Source organism: Streptomyces sp. NPDC006476 (genome assembly GCF_040612015.1).
Lineage (GTDB): Bacteria > Actinomycetota > Actinomycetes > Streptomycetales > Streptomycetaceae > Streptomyces > Streptomyces griseorubiginosus_B.
This window is the reverse complement of sequence record NZ_JBEXPK010000028.1, coordinates 109,532-134,402: the sequence shown is the minus strand read 5'-3', so window position 1 is coordinate 134,402 and position 24,871 is coordinate 109,532. Positions and strand designations below refer to the sequence as shown.

The 24,871-nt window shown below is 71.0% G+C and carries 23 protein-coding genes and 1 pseudogene; 9 read left to right on the top strand and 15 right to left on the bottom strand.

Annotated features, from left to right (window positions below):
• On the bottom strand, window positions 1–399 hold a 399-nt coding region (locus ABZZ74_RS29310), incomplete at its 3' end, for an IclR family transcriptional regulator C-terminal domain-containing protein (RefSeq protein WP_356769937.1).
• A gap of 182 nt (window positions 400–581) precedes the next feature.
• Between ABZZ74_RS29310 and ABZZ74_RS29305 the strand changes: the two are divergent.
• A pseudogene (locus tag ABZZ74_RS29305) lies at window positions 582–852 on the top strand (hypothetical protein); the annotation flags it as partial.
• Between the two features lie 103 nt (window positions 853–955).
• Here the strand turns inward: ABZZ74_RS29305 and ABZZ74_RS29300 are convergent.
• Window positions 956–1,423 carry a MarR family winged helix-turn-helix transcriptional regulator gene (locus ABZZ74_RS29300; protein WP_356769935.1) on the bottom strand — a complete coding sequence of 156 codons (468 nt, stop codon included), beginning with the start codon at window positions 1,421–1,423 and terminating at the stop codon, window positions 956–958.
• A gap of 196 nt (window positions 1,424–1,619) precedes the next feature.
• On the opposite strand from ABZZ74_RS29300, the gene ABZZ74_RS29295 reads away from it, so the two are divergent.
• The 4 genes from ABZZ74_RS29295 to ABZZ74_RS29280 all read left to right on the top strand — a co-directional run bounded on the left by ABZZ74_RS29295 (window position 1,620) and on the right by ABZZ74_RS29280 (window position 5,235).
• Window positions 1,620–2,354 carry a glucose 1-dehydrogenase gene (locus tag ABZZ74_RS29295; RefSeq protein ID WP_075028644.1) on the top strand — a complete coding sequence of 245 codons (735 nt, stop codon included), beginning with the start codon at window positions 1,620–1,622 and terminating at the stop codon, window positions 2,352–2,354.
• A 177-nt stretch (window positions 2,355–2,531) separates the two neighbouring features.
• Entirely contained in the window at window positions 2,532–3,386 is an 855-nt protein-coding gene (locus ABZZ74_RS29290; protein ID WP_356769933.1) for an LLM class flavin-dependent oxidoreductase, read from the top strand.
• Between the two features lie 99 nt (window positions 3,387–3,485).
• A complete protein-coding gene (locus ABZZ74_RS29285; RefSeq protein ID WP_356769931.1) occupies window positions 3,486–4,103 on the top strand; it encodes an NAD(P)-binding domain-containing protein in 618 nt (205 codons plus the stop codon).
• A 199-nt stretch (window positions 4,104–4,302) separates the two neighbouring features.
• Complete coding sequence (locus ABZZ74_RS29280; protein WP_356769929.1) at window positions 4,303–5,235, top strand: aminoglycoside phosphotransferase family protein; 933 nt, start codon at window positions 4,303–4,305, stop codon at window positions 5,233–5,235.
• Window positions 5,236–5,521: 286 nt separating this feature from the next.
• Here the strand turns inward: ABZZ74_RS29280 and ABZZ74_RS29275 are convergent, their stop codons facing one another.
• The 8 genes from ABZZ74_RS29275 to ABZZ74_RS29240 are packed head-to-tail and all read right to left on the bottom strand — an operon-like array spanning window position 5,522 to window position 13,808.
• A complete protein-coding gene (locus ABZZ74_RS29275) occupies window positions 5,522–7,258 on the bottom strand; it encodes a zinc ribbon domain-containing protein (protein ID WP_356769927.1) in 1,737 nt (578 codons plus the stop codon).
• Window positions 7,255–7,821: a phage tail protein gene (locus ABZZ74_RS29270; RefSeq protein ID WP_133047364.1), complete on the bottom strand. Its 567-nt coding sequence runs from the start codon at window positions 7,819–7,821 to the stop codon at window positions 7,255–7,257. The genes ABZZ74_RS29275 and ABZZ74_RS29270 overlap by 4 nt, the downstream gene beginning before the upstream one ends.
• On the bottom strand, window positions 7,818–9,779 hold the full coding sequence (locus ABZZ74_RS29265) for a putative baseplate assembly protein (RefSeq protein ID WP_356769925.1): 1,962 nt from the start codon (window positions 9,777–9,779) through the stop codon (window positions 7,818–7,820). The genes ABZZ74_RS29270 and ABZZ74_RS29265 overlap by 4 nt, the downstream gene beginning before the upstream one ends.
• A complete protein-coding gene (locus ABZZ74_RS29260) occupies window positions 9,779–10,222 on the bottom strand; it encodes a GPW/gp25 family protein (RefSeq protein WP_133047366.1) in 444 nt (147 codons plus the stop codon). The genes ABZZ74_RS29265 and ABZZ74_RS29260 overlap by 1 nt, the downstream gene beginning before the upstream one ends.
• A gap of 31 nt (window positions 10,223–10,253) precedes the next feature.
• The gene (locus ABZZ74_RS29255) at window positions 10,254–12,146 is read right to left on the bottom strand and encodes a VgrG-related protein (protein ID WP_356769923.1); all 1,893 of its coding nucleotides are present in this window, start codon (window positions 12,144–12,146) and stop codon (window positions 10,254–10,256) included.
• Window positions 12,146–12,871 (bottom strand): LysM peptidoglycan-binding domain-containing protein, encoded by a 726-nt coding sequence (locus ABZZ74_RS29250; RefSeq protein WP_356769921.1) that lies wholly within the window; start codon window positions 12,869–12,871, stop codon window positions 12,146–12,148. Before ABZZ74_RS29250 ends, ABZZ74_RS29255 begins: the two co-directional genes overlap by 1 nt.
• Before the next feature lie 14 nt (window positions 12,872–12,885).
• Window positions 12,886–13,308, bottom strand: a complete 423-nt coding sequence (locus ABZZ74_RS29245; protein WP_133047369.1) for a phage tail protein — start codon at window positions 13,306–13,308, stop codon at window positions 12,886–12,888.
• 53 nt (window positions 13,309–13,361) lie between these two features.
• Window positions 13,362–13,808, bottom strand: a complete 447-nt coding sequence (locus ABZZ74_RS29240; protein ID WP_356769918.1) for an extensin — start codon at window positions 13,806–13,808, stop codon at window positions 13,362–13,364.
• An 865-nt stretch (window positions 13,809–14,673) separates the two neighbouring features.
• Here ABZZ74_RS29240 and ABZZ74_RS29235 point away from each other — a divergent pair.
• Window positions 14,674–15,372: a hypothetical protein gene (locus ABZZ74_RS29235; protein ID WP_356769916.1), complete on the top strand. Its 699-nt coding sequence runs from the start codon at window positions 14,674–14,676 to the stop codon at window positions 15,370–15,372.
• 1,649 nt (window positions 15,373–17,021) lie between these two features.
• On the opposite strand, the gene ABZZ74_RS29230 is transcribed toward ABZZ74_RS29235, so the two are convergent.
• The 4 genes from ABZZ74_RS29230 to ABZZ74_RS29215 are packed head-to-tail and all read right to left on the bottom strand — an operon-like array spanning window position 17,022 to window position 19,795.
• Window positions 17,022–17,180: a DUF6760 family protein gene (locus ABZZ74_RS29230; RefSeq protein WP_165955043.1), complete on the bottom strand. Its 159-nt coding sequence runs from the start codon at window positions 17,178–17,180 to the stop codon at window positions 17,022–17,024.
• Window positions 17,177–17,698 carry a hypothetical protein gene (locus tag ABZZ74_RS29225; protein ID WP_133047372.1) on the bottom strand — a complete coding sequence of 174 codons (522 nt, stop codon included), beginning with the start codon at window positions 17,696–17,698 and terminating at the stop codon, window positions 17,177–17,179. Before ABZZ74_RS29225 ends, ABZZ74_RS29230 begins: the two co-directional genes overlap by 4 nt.
• Window positions 17,698–18,141 (bottom strand): phage tail protein, encoded by a 444-nt coding sequence (locus tag ABZZ74_RS29220; protein ID WP_133047373.1) that lies wholly within the window; start codon window positions 18,139–18,141, stop codon window positions 17,698–17,700. The genes ABZZ74_RS29225 and ABZZ74_RS29220 overlap by 1 nt, the downstream gene beginning before the upstream one ends.
• Window positions 18,142–18,199: 58 nt before the next feature.
• Window positions 18,200–19,795, bottom strand: a complete 1,596-nt coding sequence (locus tag ABZZ74_RS29215) for a phage tail sheath subtilisin-like domain-containing protein (protein WP_356769913.1) — start codon at window positions 19,793–19,795, stop codon at window positions 18,200–18,202.
• A 243-nt stretch (window positions 19,796–20,038) separates the two neighbouring features.
• On the opposite strand from ABZZ74_RS29215, the gene ABZZ74_RS29210 reads away from it, so the two are divergent.
• Entirely contained in the window at window positions 20,039–20,638 is a 600-nt protein-coding gene (locus tag ABZZ74_RS29210) for a DUF4157 domain-containing protein (RefSeq protein ID WP_356769911.1), read from the top strand.
• A gap of 17 nt (window positions 20,639–20,655) precedes the next feature.
• On the opposite strand, the gene ABZZ74_RS29205 is transcribed toward ABZZ74_RS29210, so the two are convergent.
• Window positions 20,656–21,678, bottom strand: coding sequence for a hypothetical protein (locus ABZZ74_RS29205; RefSeq protein ID WP_356769909.1), 1,023 nt, complete (start codon window positions 21,676–21,678; stop codon window positions 20,656–20,658).
• Between the two features lie 363 nt (window positions 21,679–22,041).
• On the opposite strand from ABZZ74_RS29205, the gene ABZZ74_RS29200 reads away from it, so the two are divergent.
• Both ABZZ74_RS29200 and ABZZ74_RS29195 read left to right on the top strand, forming a co-directional pair.
• Window positions 22,042–23,472: a hydrolase gene (locus ABZZ74_RS29200; RefSeq protein ID WP_356769907.1), complete on the top strand. Its 1,431-nt coding sequence runs from the start codon at window positions 22,042–22,044 to the stop codon at window positions 23,470–23,472.
• A gap of 4 nt (window positions 23,473–23,476) precedes the next feature.
• The gene (locus tag ABZZ74_RS29195) at window positions 23,477–24,856 is read left to right on the top strand and encodes a ricin-type beta-trefoil lectin domain protein (RefSeq protein ID WP_356769905.1); all 1,380 of its coding nucleotides are present in this window, start codon (window positions 23,477–23,479) and stop codon (window positions 24,854–24,856) included.
• Window positions 24,857–24,871: the final 15 nt, after the last annotated feature.

Here is a 24,871-nt window from a genome sequence, read left to right as displayed (position 1 = left end):
CACGCTCACCGCCGCGACCACCTGCTTGTTCTCGTCCCGGATGGGCGCTGCGATGCCCACCACGTCGGGGTCGAGTTCACCGCGGGTGATGGAGTGGCCGAGGCGGCGGATGCGGCCGATGCGTTCCATCAGGGCGTCGACGTCGGTCAGTGTGGCAGCGGTGAACCGGCGCAGTTCGGCGACCTCCAGCACACGGCGGACCTCGTCGGGGCTCCAGGCGAGCAGGACGAGGGCGGAGGCGCCGGCGTTGATGGGCAGGGCGCTGCCGCGCATGTGGCTTCCCACGGCCGTGACCGGCACCGGGCACTTCCAGCAGATCAACTCGCCGTTGGACTCCTGCGGCGGCCCGACCTGACCGGCCTCGACCTGTTCACTGCCCGCGATCCGGGCGCCGTGCATCCCCGCCCCTTCCAGCCGACGGCACCGCCCCGGCTCCCGGCAGTACAGCGCGCACACCCCACGGATCGAGCTATCGCCCCGACCTCTGCCTAGAACAAAGTGGCTCTTCACAGATGAGAGTGTGGTCCTCGCCGCTGGGACCGGCGCGTCAGTGACGGGATAGTCGTCGAGGTCTCCCGAGGATGGTCGTTCTCACACTGCCCATCTGGACGCTCTCGACATGCCCGACGCTACGGTCGCGGCGCGCCCCGATCAATGGGCTCGGACTCGAGGTGACCGGCCGGCGTCTCGCACCCGACCGGGCCGTGCTCGCCTGTCGGGTCCTCGAAACCTGACCAGTGGTGCAGCCGCTGCCGTGGCGAGGGGACCGTGCGTGACACGGTGACCAGGCGGCTCGCACACGAGCCGCTCGGCTGGCGGCCCACGACGTTGGCGGTCACGATCCGCCGCTGCATCGCGCGGTCCCTGTCGCTCGAAGTCCCGACAGCGGACGACAGTCGCTGACCGGTCTCGTGTCGCCGGACGAGGACGGCGATCACAGCGATCCGGATTTCCCTCAGCCAGGACCTTCTGCGTTTTCGAGCTTGGCCCAAATCCGGGTGATGGCAGCAATGTCATCGTCGTCGAGGGGATCGACAAAGTATTTCTTGACCGAATCCTCGAAAGTTCGTCTGACCGACTCGGCGAACTGCCGTCCGCTTTTGGTGAAGCTGATGAGCGACACCCGCCCGTCGCCTTGGTCGGCGCCACGCTGGAGGTGCCCGGCATCGATCAGATTCTGGACCAACCGTGATGCTCGAGTGGGGCTCACGCTGACAAGTTCGCCAGACAGAACTCGAACCGACTGAGGCTCGGTTTCCAGGAGCCAGCACAGGATCTCGACGGTGCTGAACGAGATCTTGTGCTGGTCCATCAGCGCGGCGTCGATCCGCCCGGTAACTGTGGAGTGGGTGAGCAGCAGCGCAAACCAGCCCTTGACCTGGTCCGGGGAAATGATTCGCGGTTGCGACACGGGTGCCTTCACACCCAGCAGCATACCCGGAAACTGAGTGCCCTCCCAGTTAGGTGCGTGCGCACGCATCTGGTACGGTGAGCGTGTAGTCACGAACGGGAGATCAGTCTCGTTTGCGGAGCGCTTCGCACAACCGGCGCGTACTCGTCGGCCCGCGTGCCCCGCAGGGTCCGCGCACCGTTCGGCCGACAGAAGGATGAAGGTCAACATGCCCAAGCTTGATGGCAAGGTCGCCGTGATCACTGGAGCAACCTCTGGGATGGGGTTGGCGACGGCCAAGTTGTTCGTGGCCGAAGGCGCCGACGTGTTCATCACCGGACGAGACAGGCGCAGGCTGGATGAGGCGGTCGCCTCCATCGGCCACAACGTGACGGGCGTACAGGCGGACTCGGGAAATCTCGACGACCTGGCTCGCTTGGCCGAGACCGTGCGGGAGCGTCACGGACGAGTCGACGTCCTCTTTGCGAGCGCCGGCCTCGGATCGGTTTCGGACCCGCTGGGAAGCATCACCCCGGATACGTTCGATGCGCTGGTGGGCGTGAACTTCCGCGGCACTGTGTTCACCGTTCAGTACCTGCTGCCGCTGATGAGCGACGGTGCGTCGATCATCCTGAACGGCACGACCAGCGCGACCAAGGGCATTCCCGGTGCCGGGGTCTACTCGGCGAGCAAGGCCGCCGTGCGTTCACTCGCCCGCACCTGGGCCGCGGAGCTGAAGGTCCGCGGCATCCGGGTGAATGTCGTCAGTCCCGGTTCGATCGACACCGCGCTCTTCAGCACCGTATCCCCCGAGATTCGGGAGCAGATCACCGCAGCCATCCCACTGGGACGGCTGGGAAGCAGCGAGGAAATCGGGGCTGCTGCGCTGTTCCTGGCCTCCTCGGACGCCAGCTTCATCACCGGCGCAAACCTGGTCGTCGACGGCGGGTTCAGCCAGATCTAACACCGAGCGACGACCAGAGAAGCGCCTCATGTCGGCGCTCCGACCCAACCGCACCAGGGGCAGAGAAGATGAGCAGTAACGAGCCCTCCAGGGCCGCCGCGTCTCAGTCGTCGCGAAAGCCGACGCAGCGCAATCGACGGTTCCACAGAATCCGTACCGGGACTGAAGGAGACGTCGATGCCTGACTATGGTCATCCCCTGCGTTTCGCAACATTCATTGGTCCCACGAACTCCCCGGCGACCCGTCCGGTCGAGTTGGCGCAGCTCAGTGAGCGGCTCGGTTTCGACTTCGTGACCTTCCAGGATCATCCCTACCAGTCGAGCTTTCTCGATACCTGGACTCTGCTGAGCTGGGTGGCCGCGCGGACCGAGCGCATCGGTCTGTCTGGCAATGTGCTCAACTTGCCGCTGCGTCAGCCCCCCGCCGTGCTCGCCCGCGCGGCCGCCAGCCTCGACCTGCTCTCCGGTGCTCGGATCAGCCTCGGGCTCGGGGCCGGCTTCTACTGGGATGCGGTGCAGGCGATCGGCGGACGTCGATTGACCCCCTTGCAGTCAGTGGCGGCGTTGAGCGAGGCGATCGACGTGATTCGCGGGGTGTGGGACGCCGACGGGCCCGGACGACTGGATGTCGACGGGGAGTTCTATTCGGTCCACGGCGGCGAGCGCGGACCCGCGCCCGCACACGAGATCCCGATCTGGCTCGGAGCCCACAAGCCGAAGATGCAGGGCCTGGTGGGACGTAAGGCAGATGGCTGGTTGCCGTCGCTGCCGGTCCTGGAGCCAGGCGGCCTCCAGAAGGGAAACGCGATCATCGACGACGCCGCGCGGGCCGCCAACCGCGACCCCCGCGAGATCACCCGGCTGCTGAACATCTTCCCGAGTCAGCAGACCGCGGAGGCACTGGCCCAGATGGCCGTCGAGGACGGTGTCAGCGTCTTCATCCTGGCCAGCGACGACCCGGACGTACTCGAACGCTTCGCCGCGGAAACCATCCCCGCCGTACGCGAACACGTCGCCCGCGAACGCTCTTAGCACTCCGCCCCGCGCGGCCAGTGCTCTCGACGCAGCCCACCACACCGGCAAGACCCCTATGACCCAGCAGTTGATCGATAGACAGCAAAGGAAAACGTCATGACCACCATCAGCATCATCGGCTCGGGCAACATGGCCACCGCCATCGGCACCCGGGCGGCGAAGCACGGCCACACCATCGAGCTCATGAGCCGCAACACCGTCAAAGCTCAGGCGCTGGCCGACCAGATCGGCAATGGAGCCACCGTCGGCGTGTTCGGTGCAACGCCGGCAGGTGACATCGTCATCGTGGCCGTCCCGTACACCGGCGCAGTCGACGCGGTCATTCGCTACGACGGCGCGTTGGCCGGCAAGATCCTCGTCGACATCTGCAATCCCTTCAACACCGACGCCGACGGGCTCGCGACTACCCCAGGTCGCTCGGCGGCCCAGGAGATCGCCGCTGCCGCCCCCGAGGGCACACCGGTCGTGAAGGCGCTGAACTCGATATTCGGCCACGTCCTCGCGCACGACAAGCCCCTGGACGCGTTTCTTGCCGGCGACGACGCCGAGGCGAAGGCCCAAGTCGCGGCGTTTCTGAAGAGCATCGGCTTGCGGCCTCTCGACGCCGGAGGGCTCCGGATGGCGTCGGTCCTCGAATGGACCGGCCTCCTGCTCATGGGGCTGGCCCGCCACGGCGCCGGCTTCGACATCGCCCTCGGCGCAGAAGTCAACTGAACACATGGCGGTCTCGGCTGCCCGTTGCTGATCGGGTGAGGTAGATGGGCGGATGTGTGACTGGTACGGCCTCTGTGATTCGAGGGCGACCGGTGTTCAAGGACGTCGTTCCCGCGATCTTCGTAGTGCGCGGTCTGCCGAGCGGCAGCGGCTGGCTTGGGGTTGGTGGCTGCGGCGGGCTGGCGCGTAGGGTGCCGGGATGATCGCGATGCCAGAGGAGTTCGCGCAGAGCACTGTCGACCGCGAGGGGGAGGCCGGGGCGGCGTGGCTCGCCAAGTTGCCCGGGATCGTGGAGGAGTTGCTGGGGCGCTGGGGGTGTGTGCCGGATGGCGAGGTCATGCACGGGGGCGTTGGCGTCATCGTGCCGGTACGGCGGCGAGGTGGGGAGAGCGCCGCGCTGAAGGTGTCGTTTCCGCATCCCGGGAACGTCCATGAGCCGGATGCGTTCGTTGCGTGGGGTGGATGTGGCGCTGTTCTGCTGTATGAGCGTGACGACGAGCGGTTCGCGATTCTGTTGGAGCGGGTTCAGCCGTCGACTTTGGCGGAGGTCGAGGACGGCGACGAGGTGGTGACGGTCGCCGGGCGGCTCAATCGCCGCCTGGCCATCCCCGCACCGCCCGGCCTGCCCCGGCTGCGTGAGCAGGCCGATGCCTGGGAGGAGCAGCTGGGCAAGGACGCCGAGGAGCTGCCGCACGCGCTGCCGCGTCAGGTGCTGGATGCCGCCGTGGCGACCGTTCGGGAGCTGGGTCGGGCCCAGCCGGACACCCTCATCCATGGCGACCTCCACGCCCGGAACATCCTGCGTGCCGGCCGGGAGCCGTGGCTGGCTGTCGACCCCAAGGGGTACGTGGGAGATCCCGCCTACGACGGCGGCACACTGCTGAAGTCCCGCGTGCTGACGCTCCTCGAAGCGGATGACCTGCGCAAGGCTGTCCACCGCGTCGTGGACGTCTTCACCGATGCCGCGGAACTCGACCGTGAACGCGTCCAGCGGTGGGCCCAGTTCCATGCCGTCCAGGCTGCGTTCTGGGGCCGCCGCCACGGTTTTCGTATCGCCCGCAGCGGACCACGGCTGGACTGGCTCACCGAATTCGCTGACCGCCTGGCGGAGTTGCTCACCGAACCCTCGTAGAGCGTGATGGTGCTGGCCGGGTCCGGTGGGTGGACGAGTGCGGCCACCGTTGATCATCGTGAGCTGTGTGGACTGACGATGGGATGGTGGCCGCAGGTCACAGCATAGATCCCGGCCGGTGGCGGGAGGCGTTCGCGGATGCCATGGGCCGCATCGCGGGCCGGTTCGCCCGATCGAACAGCGGCGTCCAGATCCCCAATCTGTGAGTGGCCCCGCACACGACGGCGCCCCGGTGGCCGGCGTCTGTCGTCGGTCACCGGGGCGCGCCCGGTTGTTGTGCGTGTGGTCAGGAGGAGTTGGCGTTCGACGGGCCGTAGAACTCGATCTCGGCGATCGCGACCTGCTTGCTCGCGTCCGTGCCGTAGGCCGACTCGATGGTGAAGCGGACCGCGGTGACCTCGCCGACGCGGAAGGGCTCGCGCTGGCTGCCCGGGCCCTGGTCGAGGACGAGTTGGCGGGTGGTCTTCTTGCCGTTGGCCAGGGTGACGGTGGCCTCTATGCGGTGCGGGCGGGCCGACTGCTGGAGCTGGTCGGCGCGGGTGGAGACGCCCGGGGTGATACGCAGGTCCAGCAGACGGGTCGGCTCGTTGAACTTCGCCTCGATCCACTGGCCCTGGCCCGAGTCCGACACACCCGGGCCCCACCAGGTGTTGTTGAACTTGTCGAAGGCCAGGTCGGGCTTGTGGCCGGGGTAGGAGCGGGAGGCGCTGTAGCTGTCCGGGTCGACCGGGGCGCGCTTGGAGAAGTGGTCCCGGGTCGCCTGGATGCCCTGGGGGAGGTTGACGGCGCCCACGATCAGCAGGGTCAGTACGACCGCCGCGCCCAGCCAGGTCAGTACGCGGTCGAAGGCGCGGCGCAGACGGGGGCGGTCGCCGGCCCACGGGGTCTCGCGGTTGCCGGCCCCGAACAGCCGCCGCCACCAGGGCAGTCGGCCGGGGGACTGGGCCTCGCCGGTCATCGGCATCGCGCAGCGCGTGCAGAAGTGCCGGTCGGGGCGGTTGCGGGTGCCGCACCAGGGACACGGGGTGCCGCCGTCCGCGCCGAGTTCCTCACCGGGGGCCCGTACGACCTGCGGCCGTTGGGGGACGGGGCGGCCGGGGAGGACGGGGGCGACGGAGGGGGCCGCCGCGGGGCGGGGCTCCGGGTCGGCGACGGGGACGAGGAGTTGACGGGCGCGGTCGGTGAGGCCGCTCGGGTCAGAGGGCGCCTGGGACGGGACGGGCGCCGGGGCGGACGCGACGTCGGGGAGGGGCGTCGTGACGGCCGCCGCGGGGACCGGTTCGGTCGGGGCTGTGTCGTCCATGGACGGGGTGGGGTTCGAAGAGGCGCTCGGGGAGGGCGAGTTCGGTGCGGCGGCCGCGGCGGGGGCGTCGGTACCGGGTGCGTTTTGGTCCGCGTCGGTGGCGGGGGTTGCCGAGGTGGTGGGGTGGTCGGCGCTGGGGGAGGCGGTGGTGGTCCCGGAGACCAGCAGGTCCCTGGGGGTATGGGCCAGACCGGCGCCGCCGTCCGGCCGCGAGAAGGCGTCCCAGCCGGGGCCGTGGTCGGAGGCAGCGGAGGAGGCCGGACCGGCCGCCGCCGAGGTGGCTGTAGGGGCGGTCGTGCCGGATCCCGCAGCCGAGGCCGAGGCGGGGACGCCTCCCGCCCCACTGCGGCCCGAGGGGTCACCGGAGGCCCCGGTGTCCGCGCCAGAGCCGGGGGCGTTGTGGGAAGCGCCGCCCGATGCGCTGCCCACGCCAGCCGTACCGCCGAACCCCGCGCCGGAGGCGCCGTCCCCGTTGCTTGCGTCGGTCCCGCTGCTGGCGCTGCCGCCCGTGTCGGTCAACTCTCCGTCGGCAGCCTCACGTCGGCCCGCCGTGCCGTCGGATTCGTTGCTCGGGTCGGGCGTGGGATCCGCGGCCGTCGACGGGCGGTTGCTTCTTGGCTCGCGGTCCTTCCAGCTGAGCACCGCGCCGCAGGCGTCGCAGAATGACTGGCCCGGTTCCGCGCGGGTGCCGCATTCGGCGCAGTTCTGGGTGGTCGTCATGGGGACGGGGTCCTTTCGGCGGGAGCGGTGGCGGTCACCTGGACCGTGTACGGCATATGGGCGGGGCGGGCGGTCGCCACGAGGGTGTCCAGGCGGTGGTGGTCAGCCGGGGTGGGCGCGGGGAGGCGGAGGTGGACGTGGAGACGGGGGCGCGGAGTGCCGGGGAAGGGGCCGAGCGGGCGGGCGCTCCAGGACGCGCCGCCGCTCTCCGTGATCTCCGGTTCGACGCCGAACGCCAGCCGCACGGCCTCCGCCAGCCCACGCCGCGTGCCACGGATGCGGTGGAGGTACGCTGCCGCGGCCACGGCTGCCCGCAGCAGCGGCTCCGGTTCGCCGCCGTCCGTCTCCGCGCCCACCCAACTCCCCAGCCACTGCACGAAGTCGAGCGGGGCGAGGGACGGCCGGAAGTAGGTGTCGAGGCAGTCCAGCACGCTGTGGATCGGCGCGACCGTCTCGTCGAGCCCCGCGACGAACCGCTGGGCGAGATCGTCGTCCGCGAAGACGGCCGGCAGCATCATGCCGATCGGCGCGGAGGAGCCGAGACCGTCGATGGACCCCCTCATGCGCCGTCCCCGATGACCCGGACGCGATGGTCGAACGAGAAGACCAGCGACGGGGCCGACAGGTCGATGCGGTCCGTCGCATCGCCCCGCTTGCCGGTCAGCGGGTCCGCCGGATGCAGGACCACCTCGTCGACCAGCTCCACACCGGGCACCCGTTGCAGCACCGCGAACACCTCACCGGCCTGGACGGGACGGCCGAACGGCCAGCCCGTGCCGTTCGCGCCCCCGGTCAGCGGATCCAGGTGCCGGTACAGCGCGTCATGGGCCTCGCGCCGCACCTTGTCCGTGTCGACGCCCCGGAAGGCATGGACGGTGGCGACGACGGTCACGCCCTGGTAGTACGGCGGCCCGACCGCCAACCTCGTGCCGATCAACCGCCGTTCGTCCAGATGGCGCGTGATCCGGTCCAACAGGGCGTCTCCCGGCACCAGTTGCTCGAAGCGCAGCCTGCCGCCCGGATCCGGGACGGCCTGCGGGACCACCAACACCCGTACCGCGTACGCCCCGTGCTCACCCTCCTCGCCCTCCAGGCAGGTGATGCGCGCGGTCTCCGGGGCGGCGCGGCGCGCCAGCTCCTCGTAGTCCCGCAGGGTCACCGCCCGCTCCTGCGCGCGCAGCGTGATCGGTGCCCGTACCTTCGCCTCCTCGACCGTCTCGCCGTCCACCCCGCCGCGCGCGGCCTCACGGTTGACGACCTCGGAGACATACGGGATGGAGGTGCGCAGGATCTGCACCGCGCCCCGGGCCACGTTGCCGGCCCGGCCGCCGCCGGTGCGGTAGCGGCGGGCGCGGATCGGGGAGCCCTTGGGTGCGACCGTGCCGTACTGCCGCAGCGTGCCGTCCGGTTCGCGCACCGCCGGTCCGAAGGCGATCTCCCCGGTCGTCGCGTCGAGCGTGATGTGCCGGTCGTACGGCCCCGAGCCTGCGAAGTTGGGGACCACCTGCCAGTCGACCCAGCCCTCGTGCTCGGCCGTCTGCAGCAGCACCGGCGGGTCGTCGCCGACCACGGGCGCGTGCATCAGACGGAGCCGCTGACCGGGCAGGCCGGTCGACTCGCCGAGCGCCTCGTCGTACACCGTCTCGGCGTGGACGACACCCGTGGTGCCGCCGACGGTGAAGGCCTCGGCGGCGCGGATGGTGGGCGAGGTGGTGTAGAAGGGCTGGCCGGGCAGCGGCTCGGTGACCCGGCAGCGGATCCAGCCGCCCTCCTGCCCGGCGTTGCGGGACAGCACGTGCCCGCCGGGCACGTGCAGGACCACCTCACCGGGACGGTTCAGACCGCCGGTGCCGTCCCGGTCGACCTCGCAGGGCTGCCAGCCGTCAGCGGTCCACGCCTCCCACACCAGCGGCGGCTGCCGCGGGTCCACGCCGACGCCGTCCACCCGGCTGTCCAGGTCCAGCGCGATCGCGCAGTGCGGCACGGCCGCGCTCAGCCCCAGCAGCATGCAGTCACCCGGATCCGGGGACTCCGAGAAGCAGAGCAGGTCCTTGTCGTCCTCGGCCAGGTCGTGCGTGCGCTCCACCGCGGCCTCGCCCTTGTGCTGCACCAGCAGATGCCGCAACTCGCAGGGGACGACGGTCAGTTCGCGCTCGGTCGCGAAGACCACCGCCTCCTCGCTCTCGGTGCGCATGGTGGCCACCTCGGTGCCCAGCGGCACGGCGATCGACTCCTCCTGGGGCGCCGACAGCCAGAACGTCACGTCCGTGCGCGCGGCCGAGGGCGGGAACAGGGTGATCCCGACCAGGTCCAGGAAGGCCAGATGGTTCTTCTCCGGCACCCGGTTGAGCCGGTAGACGATCTGGTCCGCCATGTGCGCCACCGTCTCGACGAGGGTGACACCCGGGTCGGAGACGTTGTGGTCGGTCCACTCCGGGGCGCGCTGCTGGATGTAGCGCTTGGCGTCGTCGACGAACTGCTGGAAGCGGCGGTCATCGAGATTGGGGGAGGGCAGGGCCATCAGCGGTCGCTTTCAGGGGAGTTGCCCGCGCCGGGGCCGGCGTCGGGCTCCTCGTGGGACGGAATGACGTAGAACGGGAAGACCAGGCTGCGCGGGTTGTTGGTGCCGCGGATCGAGTAGCGGACGTCGATGAACAGCACGCTCTGGTCGGCTCCCGCCGTGACCTCGACGTCCTCGACCTCGATACGCGGCTCCCAGCGGTCCAGGCTGACGTGCACCTCGTGCTGGATACGGCCCGCGGTCTGCTCGTTGACCGGCGCGAACACCAGGTCGTGGATCGCGCAGCCGAAGTCCGGCCGCATGGGCCGTTCGCCCGGCGAGGTCGACAGGACGAGCCGGATCGCCTCCTCGATCTCGCGCTCCCCGCTGACCAGCGCGATCCCGCCGGTCGGCCCGATGCGCAACGGGAACGACCAGCCGGAACCGACGAACTGCTCGGCCATCAGAACTCCACCTGCCTTGCTCGGGAACGGTTCACAGCGGCGCCGGTACGGGGATGGTGGCGCACAGGAACGTGGGGGCAGCGACCGTGAAGTTGGCTCCCTTGACCGTCGTCAGAGGTGAGTTGAGCTGGAGGGTCGTCAGGCCGGTGAGGTTGGTGAGCGTGCCCGTCATGTTCAGGGCGCCCGTCGCCGTCAGCCCGATCTCGGGCGCGCGCACGTTGACCATGCCGCCCTGGATGCTCAGCGCGGCGCCGCTCTTGATGGTCAGGTTGCGCCGGGCACTGAGCGACAGATCGGTACCCGCCTCCACCGAGACCGACCGGCTGCCCTTGATGGTGACCGATCCCTTGCTGTCGATGGTGATCTCGGTCTTCGTCCGGTCCAGATTGATGGTCAGCTGCTTGTCGCCGGAGATCAGCCGGACCCCCTGCCTGCGCAGGCCGGTCTTCTGGCTGAGCAGGTCCATCCGGTTGCCGTCCCGGTCGGAGACGGTGTGCCGGCTCGCCTTCTTCCGTACGGTGTCGTGAAGAGGCACATCGCTCACCACGGTCGGTTTGTCCCGGCCGTTGTAGAGCCCGCCGATCACGAACGGATGGTCCAGCGCGCCCCGGTCGAAGGCGACCAGCACCTCGTCGTTGACGTCCAGCGGGAAGATCCCGCCCCCGCCGAGGCCGCCCATCTGCACCGTCCGCGTCCAGTCGCTGACGTAGGTGTCGTCCAGCCACGGGAACTGCAGCTTCACCCGACCCTGCTTGAGCGGGTCGTTGACGTCGGTGACCAGCGCGTTGGCCACACTGGGCAGCCGGGGCGCGGTGTCCGCCCCGCCCGAGGCCAGCCCGTACAGCGACCGCCACTGCCGGCCGCTGACCGTCACCCACGACTCGTAGTGCTTGCCGTCCCCGAAGACGTGCCGTACGGACGTCACCGTGTACTTGCCCTCGAACGGCACCCCGACGTCCGCGAGCGCCACCGGAACTCCCGGGCGCAGCTTGGGGTTTCCGCGCGCGACGACCTCCAGCTCGGCGAACGAGCCGGTGACGTCGTCGGCGAGCGCGTCGGCGGCGAACTTCACCTCGTTCTGCTTGTCGTAGGGCGTGCCCGTCTCCACGAGCGTGGCCGACGTGAACTTCCCGGCCGCCGCGCCCGGCGAAGTGCCGATGGTGATACCGGGGTTGGAGGAGGCCGGTGACGTGGCCGTCAGCTTCTTCTTCGTGGTCACGTCCCACCCGCGGGACTCGACCTTGGCCACCTGGTCGGCGGCGGTGACGGCGGCCCGCAGCCGCAGGATGTCGTGCCCGGCCTGCAGGACGAACGGACTCTTGTCGCCGTCGGTGTCCGGAGAGGGCGCCCCCGCGGCCGACTTGGGCCGCACGAACTGGAACTTGCCGTCCGCGTCGACGGACATCACCATCTCGTTCTCGTCCGCGAGCCGGGCGAGAAAGTCCCAGTCGGTCACATTGGACTGGGAGATGAACTCGTACACCGTCTTCGTCGACTCGATCCGCCCGATCGGCACACCGTCCTTGGCGGCCAGCTTGCGGGCGATGTCGGAGGCGCTCTGGTTGCGGTAGGCGGCCACGCGGCGCTGGCGCAGCAGCCGGTGGCCGAGGTCGTAGCCGCGGATGACGGTGTAGGAGCCGGTGCCGTCGTAGTCGGCCTCTAGTCCCGTGACCTCGCCGGTCAGCAGCGGGTCCCCGGCACCCTCGCCGTCCGCCACCGGAGCGAACACCACCTTGGTGCCGAAGGTGATGTTCAGCTTGCCCAGCAGCAGCCGGTACGGGTCGCGGAAGGTCAGCCGGAACGCGGCCGGGACGCCGACGCCCTGGTCGACGTAACTGTCCACCAGGTCCGGGGCGAACTCGGGCGGCAGCTTGGCGCCGCCGATCTTCACGTCGACGACGTTGGAGAAAGCGGACTGCACCATCAGGTACGCACCTCCTCGGCGGCCGGCAGCACCAGTTCGACGCCGGTGCGCAGCTGGTGGGGGTCGTCGATGCCGTTGGCCTCGGCGATGGAACGCCAGGCGGCCGCGTTGCCGTACTCCCGCCAGGCCAGCGACTGCAGGGAGTCACCCGCCACGACCCGGTGCACGCGCTGCGCGGTGAGCGCGCCGGAGGTCGGGTTCTGCCCCTTGGTCTTGCTGGGGATCTCGTGCAACTGGAGCTTGCAGGTGGCGCGGATGGGCACGCCGGTCGTCGAGAACAGCGTGTAACTGGCCTCGACCGAGCTGACGTACGCCGTGAACCGGGCCGTCGAGAACGACCCCCACTGGAAGACGACCCACGGCGGCGACGGCTGCTTGGCGGCGATGCTCTTGCTCGTCACCTCGCAGCAGGCCAGCAGCGACTCGACCTTCTTGAGCACGGTGTTGCTGGTCGGCTCGTCGGAGGTGTCGAGGAAGATCTCCACACCCATCTCGCGCGGCTCGGCACCCATGAACTCCGGAAGCGGGCCGTCCCGTTCGATCTGCGCCGGGGTCACCTTCCACTGCGCGCGGCGGGTCAGCGACAGCTGTGCCGGGTTGAAGTCGAAGCCGAACGTCTTGATGATCCCGCCGGGCGTCCTGCTCTTGCCCTTCGGCGGTTCGTGGATGGCGAGCGTGGCGCGTACGAGGCTCTTGCCGGCGCCGCTCTTGCTGCCCTTGGCCATGTCTGCGGTCCCTCTCAGTCCGTGAACCCGTGGTGGGCGATCTCCAGCACCTCGGTCGCCACGGCCGGGCTGGCGGGGTCCAGGGAGGGGCCGGTCCAGCTGACCGGCAGCACGTCGATCAGCCCCCACCGCGCGACTTCCGAACCGTCCGCCCTGAGCGCCGCGATCTGCGCCGTGGGGCGCTTGATGCCGGTCTGCACGGACGAGATCCACTTGGCGACCTTCGCCGTGTCCGGAGTCAGCGGGCGGGTCAGCCGGATGTTCGAGAACGTCACGCGGGTCGGCAGCTGCCAGACGAATCCGTTGTTGCCGCCCTCCTGGCGCTGCTCGATCTCCACCTGCGACGACAGTCCCTCACAGCCGTTGAAGTAGCCGAGGCTCTCACCGTCGATGCTGAGGGAGAACCAGATGGTGGAGCCCGGGTCCTGGCGGGACATCGCGGCCGGCCTTTCTGTCGTTCGGGGTGGATGGCGGGTGGGGTCGGATGCGGTCAGTGACGGGGATCGCGGAGCTTGCCGATGCGTTCGCGGTCCAGGCGGAGTTCGGTACGGATCAGACGGGTGATGCGGCCGATGATCCGGTGCACGAGCTCGTCGAGCTGGAAGTCGGTGAGTTCGCGGGGGTCGAAGGCGCCGGCGGGGATCTCCGTGTACGCGGGCGGGGGTGTGGCCGGTGGGGTGTAGGGCGGGGGCGGTTCGTACGGCGGAGGGGCGGCGGCCGACGCGCTGTACGGGGGCGGGGGGGTGCCGTGCGACGGGGCCGACCGGGGTGCCTGGGAGGTCCGGTGGGTGAGGGCGGGCGTTGCGGAGGCGACGACGGCCGCGGCCGACGCGGCGAGGGCACCGGTGGCGGACTTTGCCGGGGGCGTGGCGGGGGACTTGGTCTTCTTGCCGAACCCGAGGCGTTGGACGACGGGTGGGGGAGTGAGGGGGGCCACGGGGAGGGGAGAGGGGGCGCCGGGGGTGGCGGTACGGGGGACCGGCTGATGTAGGGGGGCGACCTTGAGGGGGGTGGGCGTTGGGGGCGGCGCCGGGGTCGGGGCAGGGGTGGTCGGTGTTGTGGTGCGCTGGACTGGGGGTGCGGGCACGGGAGTTGGGAGCGTCAGGTTCGCGGGGGGCTGGGGTGTGAGGAGGGGAGTCGGGGGCGTCGAGGGCCGGGGTGCGGGGTGGTGCGGTGCTGCGGGGGAGCCGAGGAGGGGGGTGGTGTCGGCCGGGGGGGTGGGCAGGGGGGCACCCAGGGCGGGGCGGCGGGGAGGGGTGAGGGGGGCGGTGCTCGGCGGGGAGGTGGATGTGGTCCGCTGGATGGAGGGGGGCGGTGTGGCGGTCGTCGAGGCCGCGGAGGTTGTCGGTCGCGCGGGTGAACTGGGGCCTGCTGCGGGCGAGGTGGTGTCGGTGTGGGGGTTCGTGGATGTCGGCAGGAACTCGGAAGGCGCGGGAGTCGCCGTGGTCGCACGGGAGTTGGCGGTCGCCGGTCCGGGGTGCGCGGTTGCGGAGGGAGCGGGCTGGGAGGCGATCGGGGCTCCGAGACCCGGGCGGCGGGTGGTTCGCTGGACCGGGGGTGCGGGGGGTGTGGAGCGCGATGTGGCGGGCTTGGCGGCTCGCTGGACGGGGGCGCCGACGGGGACGGAAGGCGTGGGGTGGGTCGGGCGAACCGCCGTCGAGTTGGGCCTCGTCGGCTGCGGTGCGGGCGGGATGGGGGTGCTGCTGGGGGTGGCGTGCCGCTGAGCCGGTGAGGGAGCGGTGACGGAGGACTGTTCCGTCCGCTGTACGGTCGGGCCGGTTCCGCCTTCGGTTCGCGGGGCGGTGACGGGGGCGTGGGGCTGTGGCTCCGAGGCCGTGGTCGTCGTGCCGCCGAGCGGTTGTGTGGGAGCGCCGCCGCTCGGATGGGCGGCGTTCGAGGTCGACGTGGCCTCCGTGCGCTGGACGGGCGTGGGAACCGCGTTCGGCGCCGTCCCCGACCGATGTGCGGTGGGGAGGGCGGCGGGGGCCGGCGCGTTCGTGGGCGTGGTGTTCAACGGCGCCCCTGGCCGGTGTGCCGTGGACGCGGTGGTCGTCGCCCCCTGTACGGAGGGCGCTGACGGGGAGCCGGTCGCGGTGCCGGTCGGCTCGGTGTACTGGGTGGTGAGGGCGGCGGGGGCCGGCGCGTTCGTGGGCGTGGTGTTCAACGGCGCCCCTGGCCGGTGTGCCGTGGACGCGGTGGTCGTCGCCCCCTGTACGGAGGGCGCTGACGGGGAGCCGGTCGCGCTGCCGGTCGGCTCGGTGTACTGGGTGGGGCTTGGGGCGGGTGTCGGCGTGATGGTCGTTGCCCGCTGTATGGAGGCTCCGGTCGGGGAGCCCGTGGAGGGGGCGGCCGGACCGGAGCCCCGGGTGCGCTGGGTGGGGGTGGTGCCGGGCCTCGCGGCGTACGTCGGCGTGGTGCTCGACGTCGGCTGGTGCGGCGCTGGTGTGGTCGGCGCGTGCTGGGTCGGCGTGGGGTGCGTATCCGGCGTTGTCCGCGGTTGATGCATGGAGGCCGCGACCCGCTGCACCGGGGGTGACGTCGGGGGGTCGGCGATGGGGGCGGTCGGGCCGGTGCCCTGGACGGACGTGGGACCCGGGTTCGAAGCATCCCCCGGCCGCTGTGCCGCGGGCGTCTCGCTGGCCGCCCGCTGTACGGGGGCTCCCGTGGGGGCTCCCCCAGCAGGAGTGGTGGGCCGAGCCTCGGAGGGGCCGGTGGGTGTGCCGGAGACCGTGCCGGTGGGAACGCCGGGGGAAGCGGTGGTCGGTGTTGTTCCGGATGGACCGGTGGGTGCGCCGGACCCCGTGTTCCGGACGTCGATCGGAGGCGTTGCGGGTGAAGTGCCCTGGCCGACCGGTGGGTTGATGAACGCCGCCCGGAATGGAGACGGTTCCGTGGTGCCAGGCGTGCCGAGGCTCGGGGTCGTAGTCGCGCGGGCACGCTGGACGGGTGCGGGTGCGGGTGCGGGTGCGGGTGCGGGTGCTGGTGCCGGGGGTGTCGTACTGCCGGCGGCGCTGGACGAGGGCCGTGAACCGCCCGGGGCCAAGGGTGCCGTACCACTGCCGTCGTTCGAGGAGGACCGGGGATGGTCGGAGCCGCCGGCCACGCGGCGTTGGATGGCGGGGGATGCCGGGATCGGCGGGGTGCGTCGAGGCGTGGGCGGCGTGGCGGCGCCACCGGACGAGTCCCCGCGCGCCGGCTGCACCTGGGTGGGCACACCGGTGCCGGGAGCCCCACCGGGACTACCTCCAGGACCGGTCGGCTCGCCGTCCGTGACGGCCCTGGTGCTCTCGGATGCCGCAGCGACCGCCGAGGACGGCGCGGCTGTCCCCGCCGACGACGAGGAAGAGGAGGACCCCGTCGGCTCAACTCGCGCTCGGCGAGCGTCAGTCGATGCCGACGCCGGCTCGCTCGCCGGCGTCGAAGTCTGTCGGGCCACCGGCAGTGCCCGTCGCTGTACGGCCGCTGTCCCGGTCCGGGCCTTCGTCAGGGACCTCGGTGGAGATGACGAAGAAGCGGCCGGTACCGGGGTCACCCGGACCCCGGGAGCAGGGCGCGGTGCTGCGGCGGGGGCCTGTGCCGGAGCCGCCCGCCACTGGGGTGCACGAGCCGAAGCCGAGGGCGCCGGGGTCTCTTGTCCGTTGCCGGAACCGGAGGTCGGCACTGCCGCGCTCCGCGGCCCCGCTCCCGTGCCCGACGCCCCCGCCGGAAGCGCCCGCAGCGGTACCGCCGGAGTGCGCTGCACCGGGGTGACGGGGTCGGCCAGGGGCAGGGCGCCGGCGTGGCGTTCGAGGCCCGGCACCGGCCGGCCCACGGCCGTACGCGGCGCGTCACCGGCGAGGCTCGCGCTCGCGCGTCCGTCCAGCACCGCAGGGGAGGCCGTACCCGCGAACGACGGGTTCTGCCAGGTCGGCAACCGCCCCCCGAACCCGGCGTCCGCCACCTCGGCCCGCCCGGGCACCACGGCCCGCTGAATCGGCGGCAACCCAGGCCACGAGGCGGCCACGACGGGTCGCGCCGGAGTGTGCGCGGCGGACGAAGGAGACGCGGGCTCCACCGCCCGCGCACCACCCTCACCGTCAGCCGTGACGTCGACCCGGGGCACGTCGGCGCCTTCGGTCCGCTTCCGCAACCGGTCCAGGAACCCCACCGCTCAGCCCTCCGCCCCGGCCCGGGTCACCAGGGACGCGATCTCGTCCGTGAAGCGGCGCCGGTCGTGGTGCTCCAGGTCCAGGATCTCGTCCATGCTCCAGTGGAAGTGGTAGGCGACGTACGCGATCTCCTCGTGCAGCCGGTCGGTCGCGTACGTCACGATTCCCCCAGGCGGCTCCCGCCGAGTTCCACCTCGAAGGGCTCCGAACAGTGCGGACACCGGACCGCCGCCCGGGTGTGCCCCTCCGCGTTGATCTGGCGGTAGAAGTCCTGCAGGAACGCCAGGTCGGAGGCGAACATGTTCTCCACGATCCCGTCGTGGACCATGGGCAGCGTGCCCAGGCGGGTGATGACCCGGCCGAGCAGGACCACGGACAGGTACGCCGGGTTCTCCTGCACACGGACGTCCCGCAGCGGCACCAGCTCGTCCCGTGCCGTCGACAGGCGCATCACGCCGTCCCGGTGGACGGTGCCCGTCTCGTCGACGTACCCGCGCGGCAGCTGGAAGGGGAACTCCGTGCGCAGTGACTCCTGTTGGCGCACGGGGGCCGACGCGGGAGCCGGGGCCGGTGTCGCCTCCGGCCCCGGCAGCTCCCGGTCCGTCTCCGGCGCGGACGCCGCCGCGTCCGCGCCGGAGTACGTGACGGCGGCGCCGGCCCTGGCAGCCGAACGCCGCATTACTCGATGACCAGTTCTTCGAACGCGATGGTCACGGTCTCGGTGAGCGCGGCGGCCTCGCCCGCCTTCACCGTGCTCGCGTCGATCTTGTTGCACCAGGCGTTGCGCAGGTGGTAGCGCTTCACCGGGTTGTTCTGGAAGTCCATCATGATGATCGACGCGTTCTTGCGGGCCGTCGTCATCTGGCCGCTGATCGACTCGTTGATCCACTGGGTGAACGAGGCCGACTGGGTCATACCGCGGACGACCGTGCAGGTGCCGTTCTTCTTCACACCCGGCAGATTCTTGACCACGTTCTGGCCGTTCGGGGTGTTCTGCTGATACGTGATGACGTCCTGCTCGATGCTCAGACCGCTGACCTCGGCGAGGTACTCGACCATCACGCCGTCGATCTGCAGGCCGAAATTGTGTGAGGTGAGGGCGTCACCCGGCTGGAGACTCATGTCTTCGCTGTCCTTCTAAGGGTCTCGAAAAGGGCCGTACGGAGGCTCGGCGCGCGGCCTACTCCTCCAACTCCCCGCTGCCGCTGGAGAACTGGGCCAGCCGGAAGATCACGAACTCGGCCGGCTTGACCGGTGCGATGCCGATCTCGCAGACGACCCGGCCGACGTCGACCGACTCCGGCGGGTTGGTCTCCTCGTCGCACTTGACGTAGAACGCCTCCTCGGGCCGCTGGCCGAACAGGGCGCCGCTGCGCCACTCGTTGACCAGGAACGCCGAGATGTTGCGCCGGATCCGGGCCCACAGGGCGTGGTCGTTCGGCTCGAACACCACCCACTGGGTGCCGATCAGGATCGACTCCTCCAGATAGTTGAAGTACCGGCGGATGTTCAGGTAGCGCCAGGCCGGGTCGGAGGAGAGGGTGCGGGCGCCCCAGACGCGGATGCCCCGGCCCGGGAAGGCACGGATGCAGTTGACGCCGATGGGGTTAAGCAGGTCCTGCTCACCGCGGGTGATCTGGATCTCCAGGTCCACCGCGCCGCGGACGACCTCGTTGGCGGGCGCCTTGTGCACACCGCGCTCGGAGTCGTTGCGGGCCCAGATGCCGGCCACGTGACCGCTCGGCGGGATCAGCCGCGAGGAGCCGCTGGAGGGGTCGAAGGTCTTGATCCAGGGGTAGTACAGGGCCGCGTACTTGGAGTCGTAGCCGGCCGTCTCCTGGCGCCAGACCCGGATCTGACGGGCATTCAGGCCCGGCGGGGGGTCGATGACCGCGACGCGGTCGCCCATCAGCTCGCAGTGCGCGATCAGACCCAGCTGGACCGCCTTGACGGCCTCCAGGTCGATCGCGCCGCGCTGATAGGCGGCCATCAGGTCGGGCACGGCGACCATGGAGATCTCGTCCACGGCCTCCAGACCGCCGAAGCCGGTACGGTCGGCGGAGTCGCCGAGGTACTGGGCGGGACCGGGGTGCGAGCCGTTCTCGACGGCCTTGTCCGGTACGGCGGGCGCGGGCGCCGGGGCCACGAGGGCCACCGTCTGGTTGTCCGGGCGGACCAGCTGCGCGGCCGGCGCGGCCTCGGTCACGGTGATGAGCTTCGAGCGCTCCTTCACCTGCGTGACCACGTAGTTGCGGCCGCCCTTCTTGGCGGTCACGTCGAAGCTCTCGACGGCCTTGTCGCCGTCCTTGACGATCAGTTTGAACCGCTCGGCGGGGCCCTCGCCCTCCGGGTCGGCGACCTCGACGCTCAGCGAGCCGTTGCTGCCGGAGGCGATGGCCGTCACGGAGAACGTGCCGATCTGCTGCGGCTCGGCCGCCGGCAGCGCGGCCTTGGCGGCGGAGCCGGTCACGGCGGCGGGGGCGGTGCCGGCCGCGGCCGCGGCGTCGTCGGCGGAACCGCCCACGCGCACGACGTACGCGGCGCTGCCGCCGTTCTGGAAGAAGCCGTAGACCGAGTGCGCGAGGTAGTACCCGTCGGTGAACTCACCGAAGCTCGCGACGTACTGGCTCCAGTTGGTCACCAGCGTCGGCTCGTCGAGCGGACCGGTCGGGGCGAGCCCCACGAAGGCCGCGACCGACGTGCCCACCCCCTCGATGGGGCGCGAGCCGCTGGCCACCTCCTCGACGTAGACGCCGGGCGACAGGTAGGACGGCATGCTCTGCTCTCCTCGGGGTACGAGACAGGAACGCCCTCAGCCTCACGCGCGCGCAAGTCCCGGGGAAACGGCCTGCGGTGCCGGACCTCGGGCAACCCGGCTGCCCTCAAGGGCAGTTGCGTGCTGCCCGCGGCCCACCGGGTCGAAGGAGGTGCCCGCGGGACTGCCCCTGCGGTCCTTCCGCCGACCCTCCCGAGCCGTTATCCCGGGAGTCAGACGTCCCGCCCGCGACCGGGAAGGCCCATGCGCGCACACGAAGAGAACCGCTCGTCCGCCGACCGCACACCCGCCCCCGTCCGGTCCGCCGCCCCGCTGCCGCCGCTGCTCGCCCTGCAGCGAGCCGCCGGCAACGCCGCCGTCACCCGCGCCATCCAGGAGGCATGGCACGAGCACGGCCCGGACTGCGGCCACACCGCGGAGGTCCAGCGCGACGCCTGCGGAGAGCCGGCCGTCCAGCGCCGCTCGTCGGTGTTCGAGGCGACCAGCTCGCCGGGCAGCCCGCTGGAGCCACGGATCCAGGCGAAGGCGGAGCAGGCGTACGGCATGAGCTTCGCCCATGTCCGGGTGCACTCCGGGCCGGTGGCGCAGCGCTCGGCCCTGGAGTACGGCGCCCGCGCCTACACCTCCGGCTCCGACATCGTGGTGGGTGCGCAGGGCATCGACGACGAGACGCTGTTCCACGAGATCGACCACGTCCACCAGCAGAGCTCGGGGCCCGTGTCCGGCACCGACGACGGTTCAGGGGCGCGGGTCTCCGACCCCGGTGACCCCTTCGAGCGCAGGGCCGCCGCCAACGGCCGCCGGATGGCCCAGGGCGCCGCCCCTGACCTGGGCGGCGCCTGACCGGTCCGAAACCCGGCCTATTCGTCGTCCCGGAAGCTCAGGAGGTTCGGGTTCGCCTTCTTCTTCCTCTTCGGCTTCCTGACGACGTTCCCGGACTCCTCGTCCGGCCGGACCGGAGACTGGGACGCGGGGCGCCGCCTGCTCGGGGCAGCGGGCGGGGCCGCGACCTCCTCGGGCTCCTCCTGGAGGTGCTGGAAGTACTGCCGGAGATGTTCGGGGACGTTGGCCTGGAACAGCCCGTCCCATCCCTCCCGGTCGTCCTCCCGGCGGCCGAGCCTGAACTCCCGCTCCATGAGGTGCCTGCGGGCGTCCAGGTCCATCTCCCTGATGGCGTCCTCGACCCCGAACACCTGCGTGACCGCGCCCGCCGCGACCGTGCCCTTGATGAGCACTTCCATGTCGCTCGTTGCCATGGAGCCGATGTCCGACCGCTCCGCGAGGTTGGTCTGCCCGTGGACGGCCGGGTTTCCGAGATTGACCAGCCGGGTCCCGGAGCCCAGTCTGCTCACGTCGATCTCGATCACGGGGGCCCACTGCCTCACCCGGCGCGGCTTCTGGCCGTACTCCAGGTTCTCCGCGGGCCCTTCCTTGAAGTTGTACCTGGAGTAGGTGGTCGCCCGTTCGCGGCTGGGGCTGAAGGAGATGTACTGCGTGCCGTAGTTGTCGCCCGCCACATGGTGCGCCACGCTCAAGGTCGCGTGGGGATCGACGGGTTCGATGTCCTTGCCCTCCGGCCACTGCCTGAGGGTCTGGTAGATCCGTTTCACCTCGGCGGGCGCCGAGATCCCCTCGCCCAGGTTCCCGTCCGCCGTCGCGGTGACGGACGACGCCGACGCGCCCTCGCGGCGCTTGACCTGCGACTCGATCCGGATCGCCCGGTACAGCCGCTGCGGCCCGCCCGAGGCGAGGTACTCGGCGACGGTCTGCTCGTACGGCTGGTGCTGCGGCTGCGCCCCCGTCGCGGGCTCCTGGGTGGTCACCGTCCGCTGGACCGCCCGCGCGGCCGCCGCGTTCCCCGCCGTCGCCTGGATCGCGGCCATCGAACCGGGACTCAGCGCACCCCTGGAGCGAGGGTCCGGCACGGCCGGGACGGGACGGGGCGGCGGCGTACGACGAGGTGCCGTCGTGCGCGCGCCGCCGGCCCGTTGCTCCGTGACTCTTGTGCCGTCCTGGGTGTGCATGCAACCTCTTCCTGGGCGGGAACGCGGTAGGGCTACTCCTCGATACCCGCGGCCGTCGGCCGACGCCAGGTACGGAAGGCCGGTATCGCGCGGCCGAAGGGGCAGACCCTGCCGCACGATGGGGCCGGGCGTCCTCCGGCCCGCCCCTCGATGGCCCCGAGGGCAGCGAGCTGTGCACGGAAGACTCCTGACCGCGCGCCCACACCCGCCTAGCGTCGACGCGTGAGCCTGTGGACTTCCCTGGAACCCGCCTCCGCGACTGTGGACCCGGGTGGCAGTACACGTGTGCGGTTGCGGTTGCGTAATACCGGTGACGTGGTGGACGAGTACCGGTTCGAGCCGGTGGGGCCGGTGGCGCCCTGGACGACGGTCGAGCCGCAGTCGTTGCGGTTGTATCCGGGGACGACGGGGACGGTGGAGCTGACGTTCGCGCCGCCGCGTACGCCGGATGCGGCGGCGGGGCCGAATCCGTATGCGGTGCGGATCACGCCGACGGAGCATCCGGAGGCGACGACGGTTCCGGAGGGGAATCTGACGATCACGCCGTTCACGGAGGTGCGGGCGGAGTTGGTGCCGCCGACCGTGAAGGGGCGTTTTCGGGGCCGGCCCCGGCTGGCGGTGGACAATCTGGGCAACACGAAGCTGACGGCGTCCATCGGCGGCAGCGACAACGGTGATCAGTTGTCGTACGACATCCATCCGAGCAATGTGCAGATCGAGCCGGGGCGTGCGGCGTTCGTGAAGACGACGCTGAAGCCGCGCCGGATCATCTGGTTCGGGAGCAAGGAGCAGCATCCCTACACGCTGAACGTGGTCCGCTCGGGCACCAACCCGCTTCCCGTGGAGGGGACGTACCTGCAGCGCGGCTTCCTGCCGCGCTGGCTGGCGACCTTCTTCGGTGTCTTCGTCGCCCTCGGGATCACCTTCGTGATGCTGTGGATCGCCTACAAACCCGCCGTCAACTCCGGCGCCACCGAGAAGACCGTCGAGGCCGGTGCCACCCTCGCGCCCAGCCCCTCGGCCACCTCGGCGCCGGTGATGCCGGCGCCCCCCGCCACGACCAGCGCCCCGCCGCCCGCCAACTCGGGGGCCGCCGCCGGGGCGAACGGATCCGGTGGCGGAGGCGGGGGCGGTGCTTCGGCCCCGAAGACGGCCAAGCCCAAGCCGGACACCGCGGCGACCGCCGTGAACCGGCTGGCGAAGAACGACCCCGGCGGCCGGCACGTCTGCTACCGCGCCTACGTCCAGGGCGACGGCTGGCAGAAGCCGGTGTGCGACGGCACCGTGTCCGGCACGGTCGGCCAGGGCCAGGCGATCATGGCCCTCAACGTCGCGGTGTACGGCGTCCAGGGGTCCGCCGGCAACGCCATGGTCTACAACCCCCAGTCGACCAACGGCCAGGGCACCTGGAAGCCGAACTGGACGGCCATCGTCGCCGACGGCAAGGACAACTACATCGGCAGCACCAAGGAGGGTGCCCCCTACATGGTGACCTTCGTCTGGAACGTCGGCTCCGGTCAGCTGTGCAGCGTGGTCAAGATCAGCGGCCAGAACTGGGACAGCCAGACCTGCAACAACGCCCGCCCCGATCTCAACACGGCCGGCCACTTCGACAACTCGCGCTTCGTCGAGGCGATCAAGCTGACGGTGTGACGGCATGACTCTGTGGACTTCCCTGGAACCCGCCTCCGCGACTGTGGACCCGGGTGGCAGTACACGTGTGCGGTTGCGGTTGCGTAATACCGGTGACGTGGTGGACGAGTACCGGTTCGAGCCGGTGGGGCCGGTGGCGCCCTGGACGACGGTCGAGCCGCAGTCGTTGCGGTTGTATCCGGGGACGACGGGGACGGTGGAGCTGACGTTCGCGCCGCCGCGTACGCCGGATGCGGCGGCGGGGCCGAATCCGTATGCGGTGCGGATCACGCCGACGGAGCATCCGGAGGCGACGACGGTTCCGGAGGGGAATCTGACGATCACGCCGTTCACGGAGGTGCGGGCGGAGTTGGTGCCGCCGACCGTGAAGGGGCGTTTTCGGGGCCGGCCCCGGCTGGCGGTGGACAATCTGGGCAACACGAAGCTGACGGCGTCCATCGGCGGCAGCGACAACGGTGATCAGTTGTCGTACGACATCCATCCGAGCAATGTGCAGATCGAGCCGGGGCGTGCGGCGTTCGAGAAGACGACGCTGAAGCCGCGCCCGATCATCTGGTTCGGGAGCAAGGAGCAGCATCCCTACACGCTGAACGTGGTCCGCTCGGGCACCAACCCGCTTCCCGTGGAGGGGACGTACCTGCAGCGCGGCTTCCTGCCGCGCTGGCTGGCGACCTTCTTCGGTGTCTTCGTCGCCCTCGGGATCACCTTCGTGATGCTGTGGATCGCCTACAAACCCGCCGTCAACTCCGGCGCCACCGAGAAGACCGTCGAGGCGGCCAACACGCTGGCCCCGACGCCCACTCCGACCCCCGCCCTCACGCCCGCCGCCCCTCCGGCGTCCACCCCCGTGCAGGGCGGTGGCGCCGAGCAGCCCAAGGGCACGGGGGACTCGGGGACTTCGCAGGGGTCCGGCACGTCCGCGGGCGGTGGCAAGAAGTCCGGGGGCGGGTCCTCGAAGACCACACCCAAAAAGACCGCCACCCCCGTCGTGGGGCAACTCATCATCGGGCAGGGCTCGAACCGCTGCATCGACGTCCCCGATGCGCAGAACGGCGTCGGCAAGGACGGGAAGCAGCTGCAACTGTGGGACTGTGCCGGAAGCGCCAACCAGAAGTGGGACTTCCGCGGTGACGGCACCGTGCGCTCCGTCGGGATGTGCATGGACGTGGCGTGGGGCTCCAAGGACGACGGGGCGCACATCCAGCTGGCGCGGTGCAGCGGCAACCCGGCCCAGCAGTTCGTCCTGAGCCAGGCCGGCGACCTGGTCAACCCGCAGGCCGACAAGTGCGTGGACGCCACGGACAACGGCACCGGCAACGGCACCAAGCTCCAGCTGTGGACCTGCTCCGGCACACCCAACCAGAAGTGGCGCGTGCAGAACTGACCCGGGAGGACGCCG

What these genes read in the sequence shown, in the direction of transcription:
- ABZZ74_RS29285 (WP_356769931.1), top strand. Translation starts at nt 3,486, where the DNA reads ATGACCACCATCAGCATCATCGGCTCGGGCAACATGGCCACCGCCATC.
- ABZZ74_RS29280 (WP_356769929.1), top strand. Translation starts at nt 4,303, where the DNA reads ATGATCGCGATGCCAGAGGAGTTCGCGCAGAGCACTGTCGACCGCGAG.
- ABZZ74_RS29275 (WP_356769927.1), bottom strand. Translation starts at nt 7,258, where the DNA reads ATGACGACCACCCAGAACTGCGCCGAATGCGGCACCCGCGCGGAACCG.
- ABZZ74_RS29210 (WP_356769911.1), top strand. Translation starts at nt 20,039, where the DNA reads ATGCGCGCACACGAAGAGAACCGCTCGTCCGCCGACCGCACACCCGCC.
- ABZZ74_RS29295 (WP_075028644.1), top strand. Translation starts at nt 1,620, where the DNA reads ATGCCCAAGCTTGATGGCAAGGTCGCCGTGATCACTGGAGCAACCTCT.
- ABZZ74_RS29265 (WP_356769925.1), bottom strand. Translation starts at nt 9,779, where the DNA reads ATGGCCCTGCCCTCCCCCAATCTCGATGACCGCCGCTTCCAGCAGTTC.
- ABZZ74_RS29195 (WP_356769905.1), top strand. Translation starts at nt 23,477, where the DNA reads ATGACTCTGTGGACTTCCCTGGAACCCGCCTCCGCGACTGTGGACCCG.
- ABZZ74_RS29245 (WP_133047369.1), bottom strand. Translation starts at nt 13,308, where the DNA reads ATGTCCCGCCAGGACCCGGGCTCCACCATCTGGTTCTCCCTCAGCATC.
- ABZZ74_RS29290 (WP_356769933.1), top strand. Translation starts at nt 2,532, where the DNA reads ATGCCTGACTATGGTCATCCCCTGCGTTTCGCAACATTCATTGGTCCC.
- ABZZ74_RS29205 (WP_356769909.1), bottom strand. Translation starts at nt 21,678, where the DNA reads ATGGCCGCGATCCAGGCGACGGCGGGGAACGCGGCGGCCGCGCGGGCG.
- ABZZ74_RS29220 (WP_133047373.1), bottom strand. Translation starts at nt 18,141, where the DNA reads ATGAGTCTCCAGCCGGGTGACGCCCTCACCTCACACAATTTCGGCCTG.
- ABZZ74_RS29270 (WP_133047364.1), bottom strand. Translation starts at nt 7,821, where the DNA reads ATGAGGGGGTCCATCGACGGTCTCGGCTCCTCCGCGCCGATCGGCATG.
- ABZZ74_RS29225 (WP_133047372.1), bottom strand. Translation starts at nt 17,698, where the DNA reads ATGCGGCGTTCGGCTGCCAGGGCCGGCGCCGCCGTCACGTACTCCGGC.
- ABZZ74_RS29215 (WP_356769913.1), bottom strand. Translation starts at nt 19,795, where the DNA reads ATGCCGTCCTACCTGTCGCCCGGCGTCTACGTCGAGGAGGTGGCCAGC.
- ABZZ74_RS29250 (WP_356769921.1), bottom strand. Translation starts at nt 12,871, where the DNA reads ATGGCCAAGGGCAGCAAGAGCGGCGCCGGCAAGAGCCTCGTACGCGCC.
- ABZZ74_RS29260 (WP_133047366.1), bottom strand. Translation starts at nt 10,222, where the DNA reads ATGGCCGAGCAGTTCGTCGGTTCCGGCTGGTCGTTCCCGTTGCGCATC.
- ABZZ74_RS29255 (WP_356769923.1), bottom strand. Translation starts at nt 12,146, where the DNA reads ATGGTGCAGTCCGCTTTCTCCAACGTCGTCGACGTGAAGATCGGCGGC.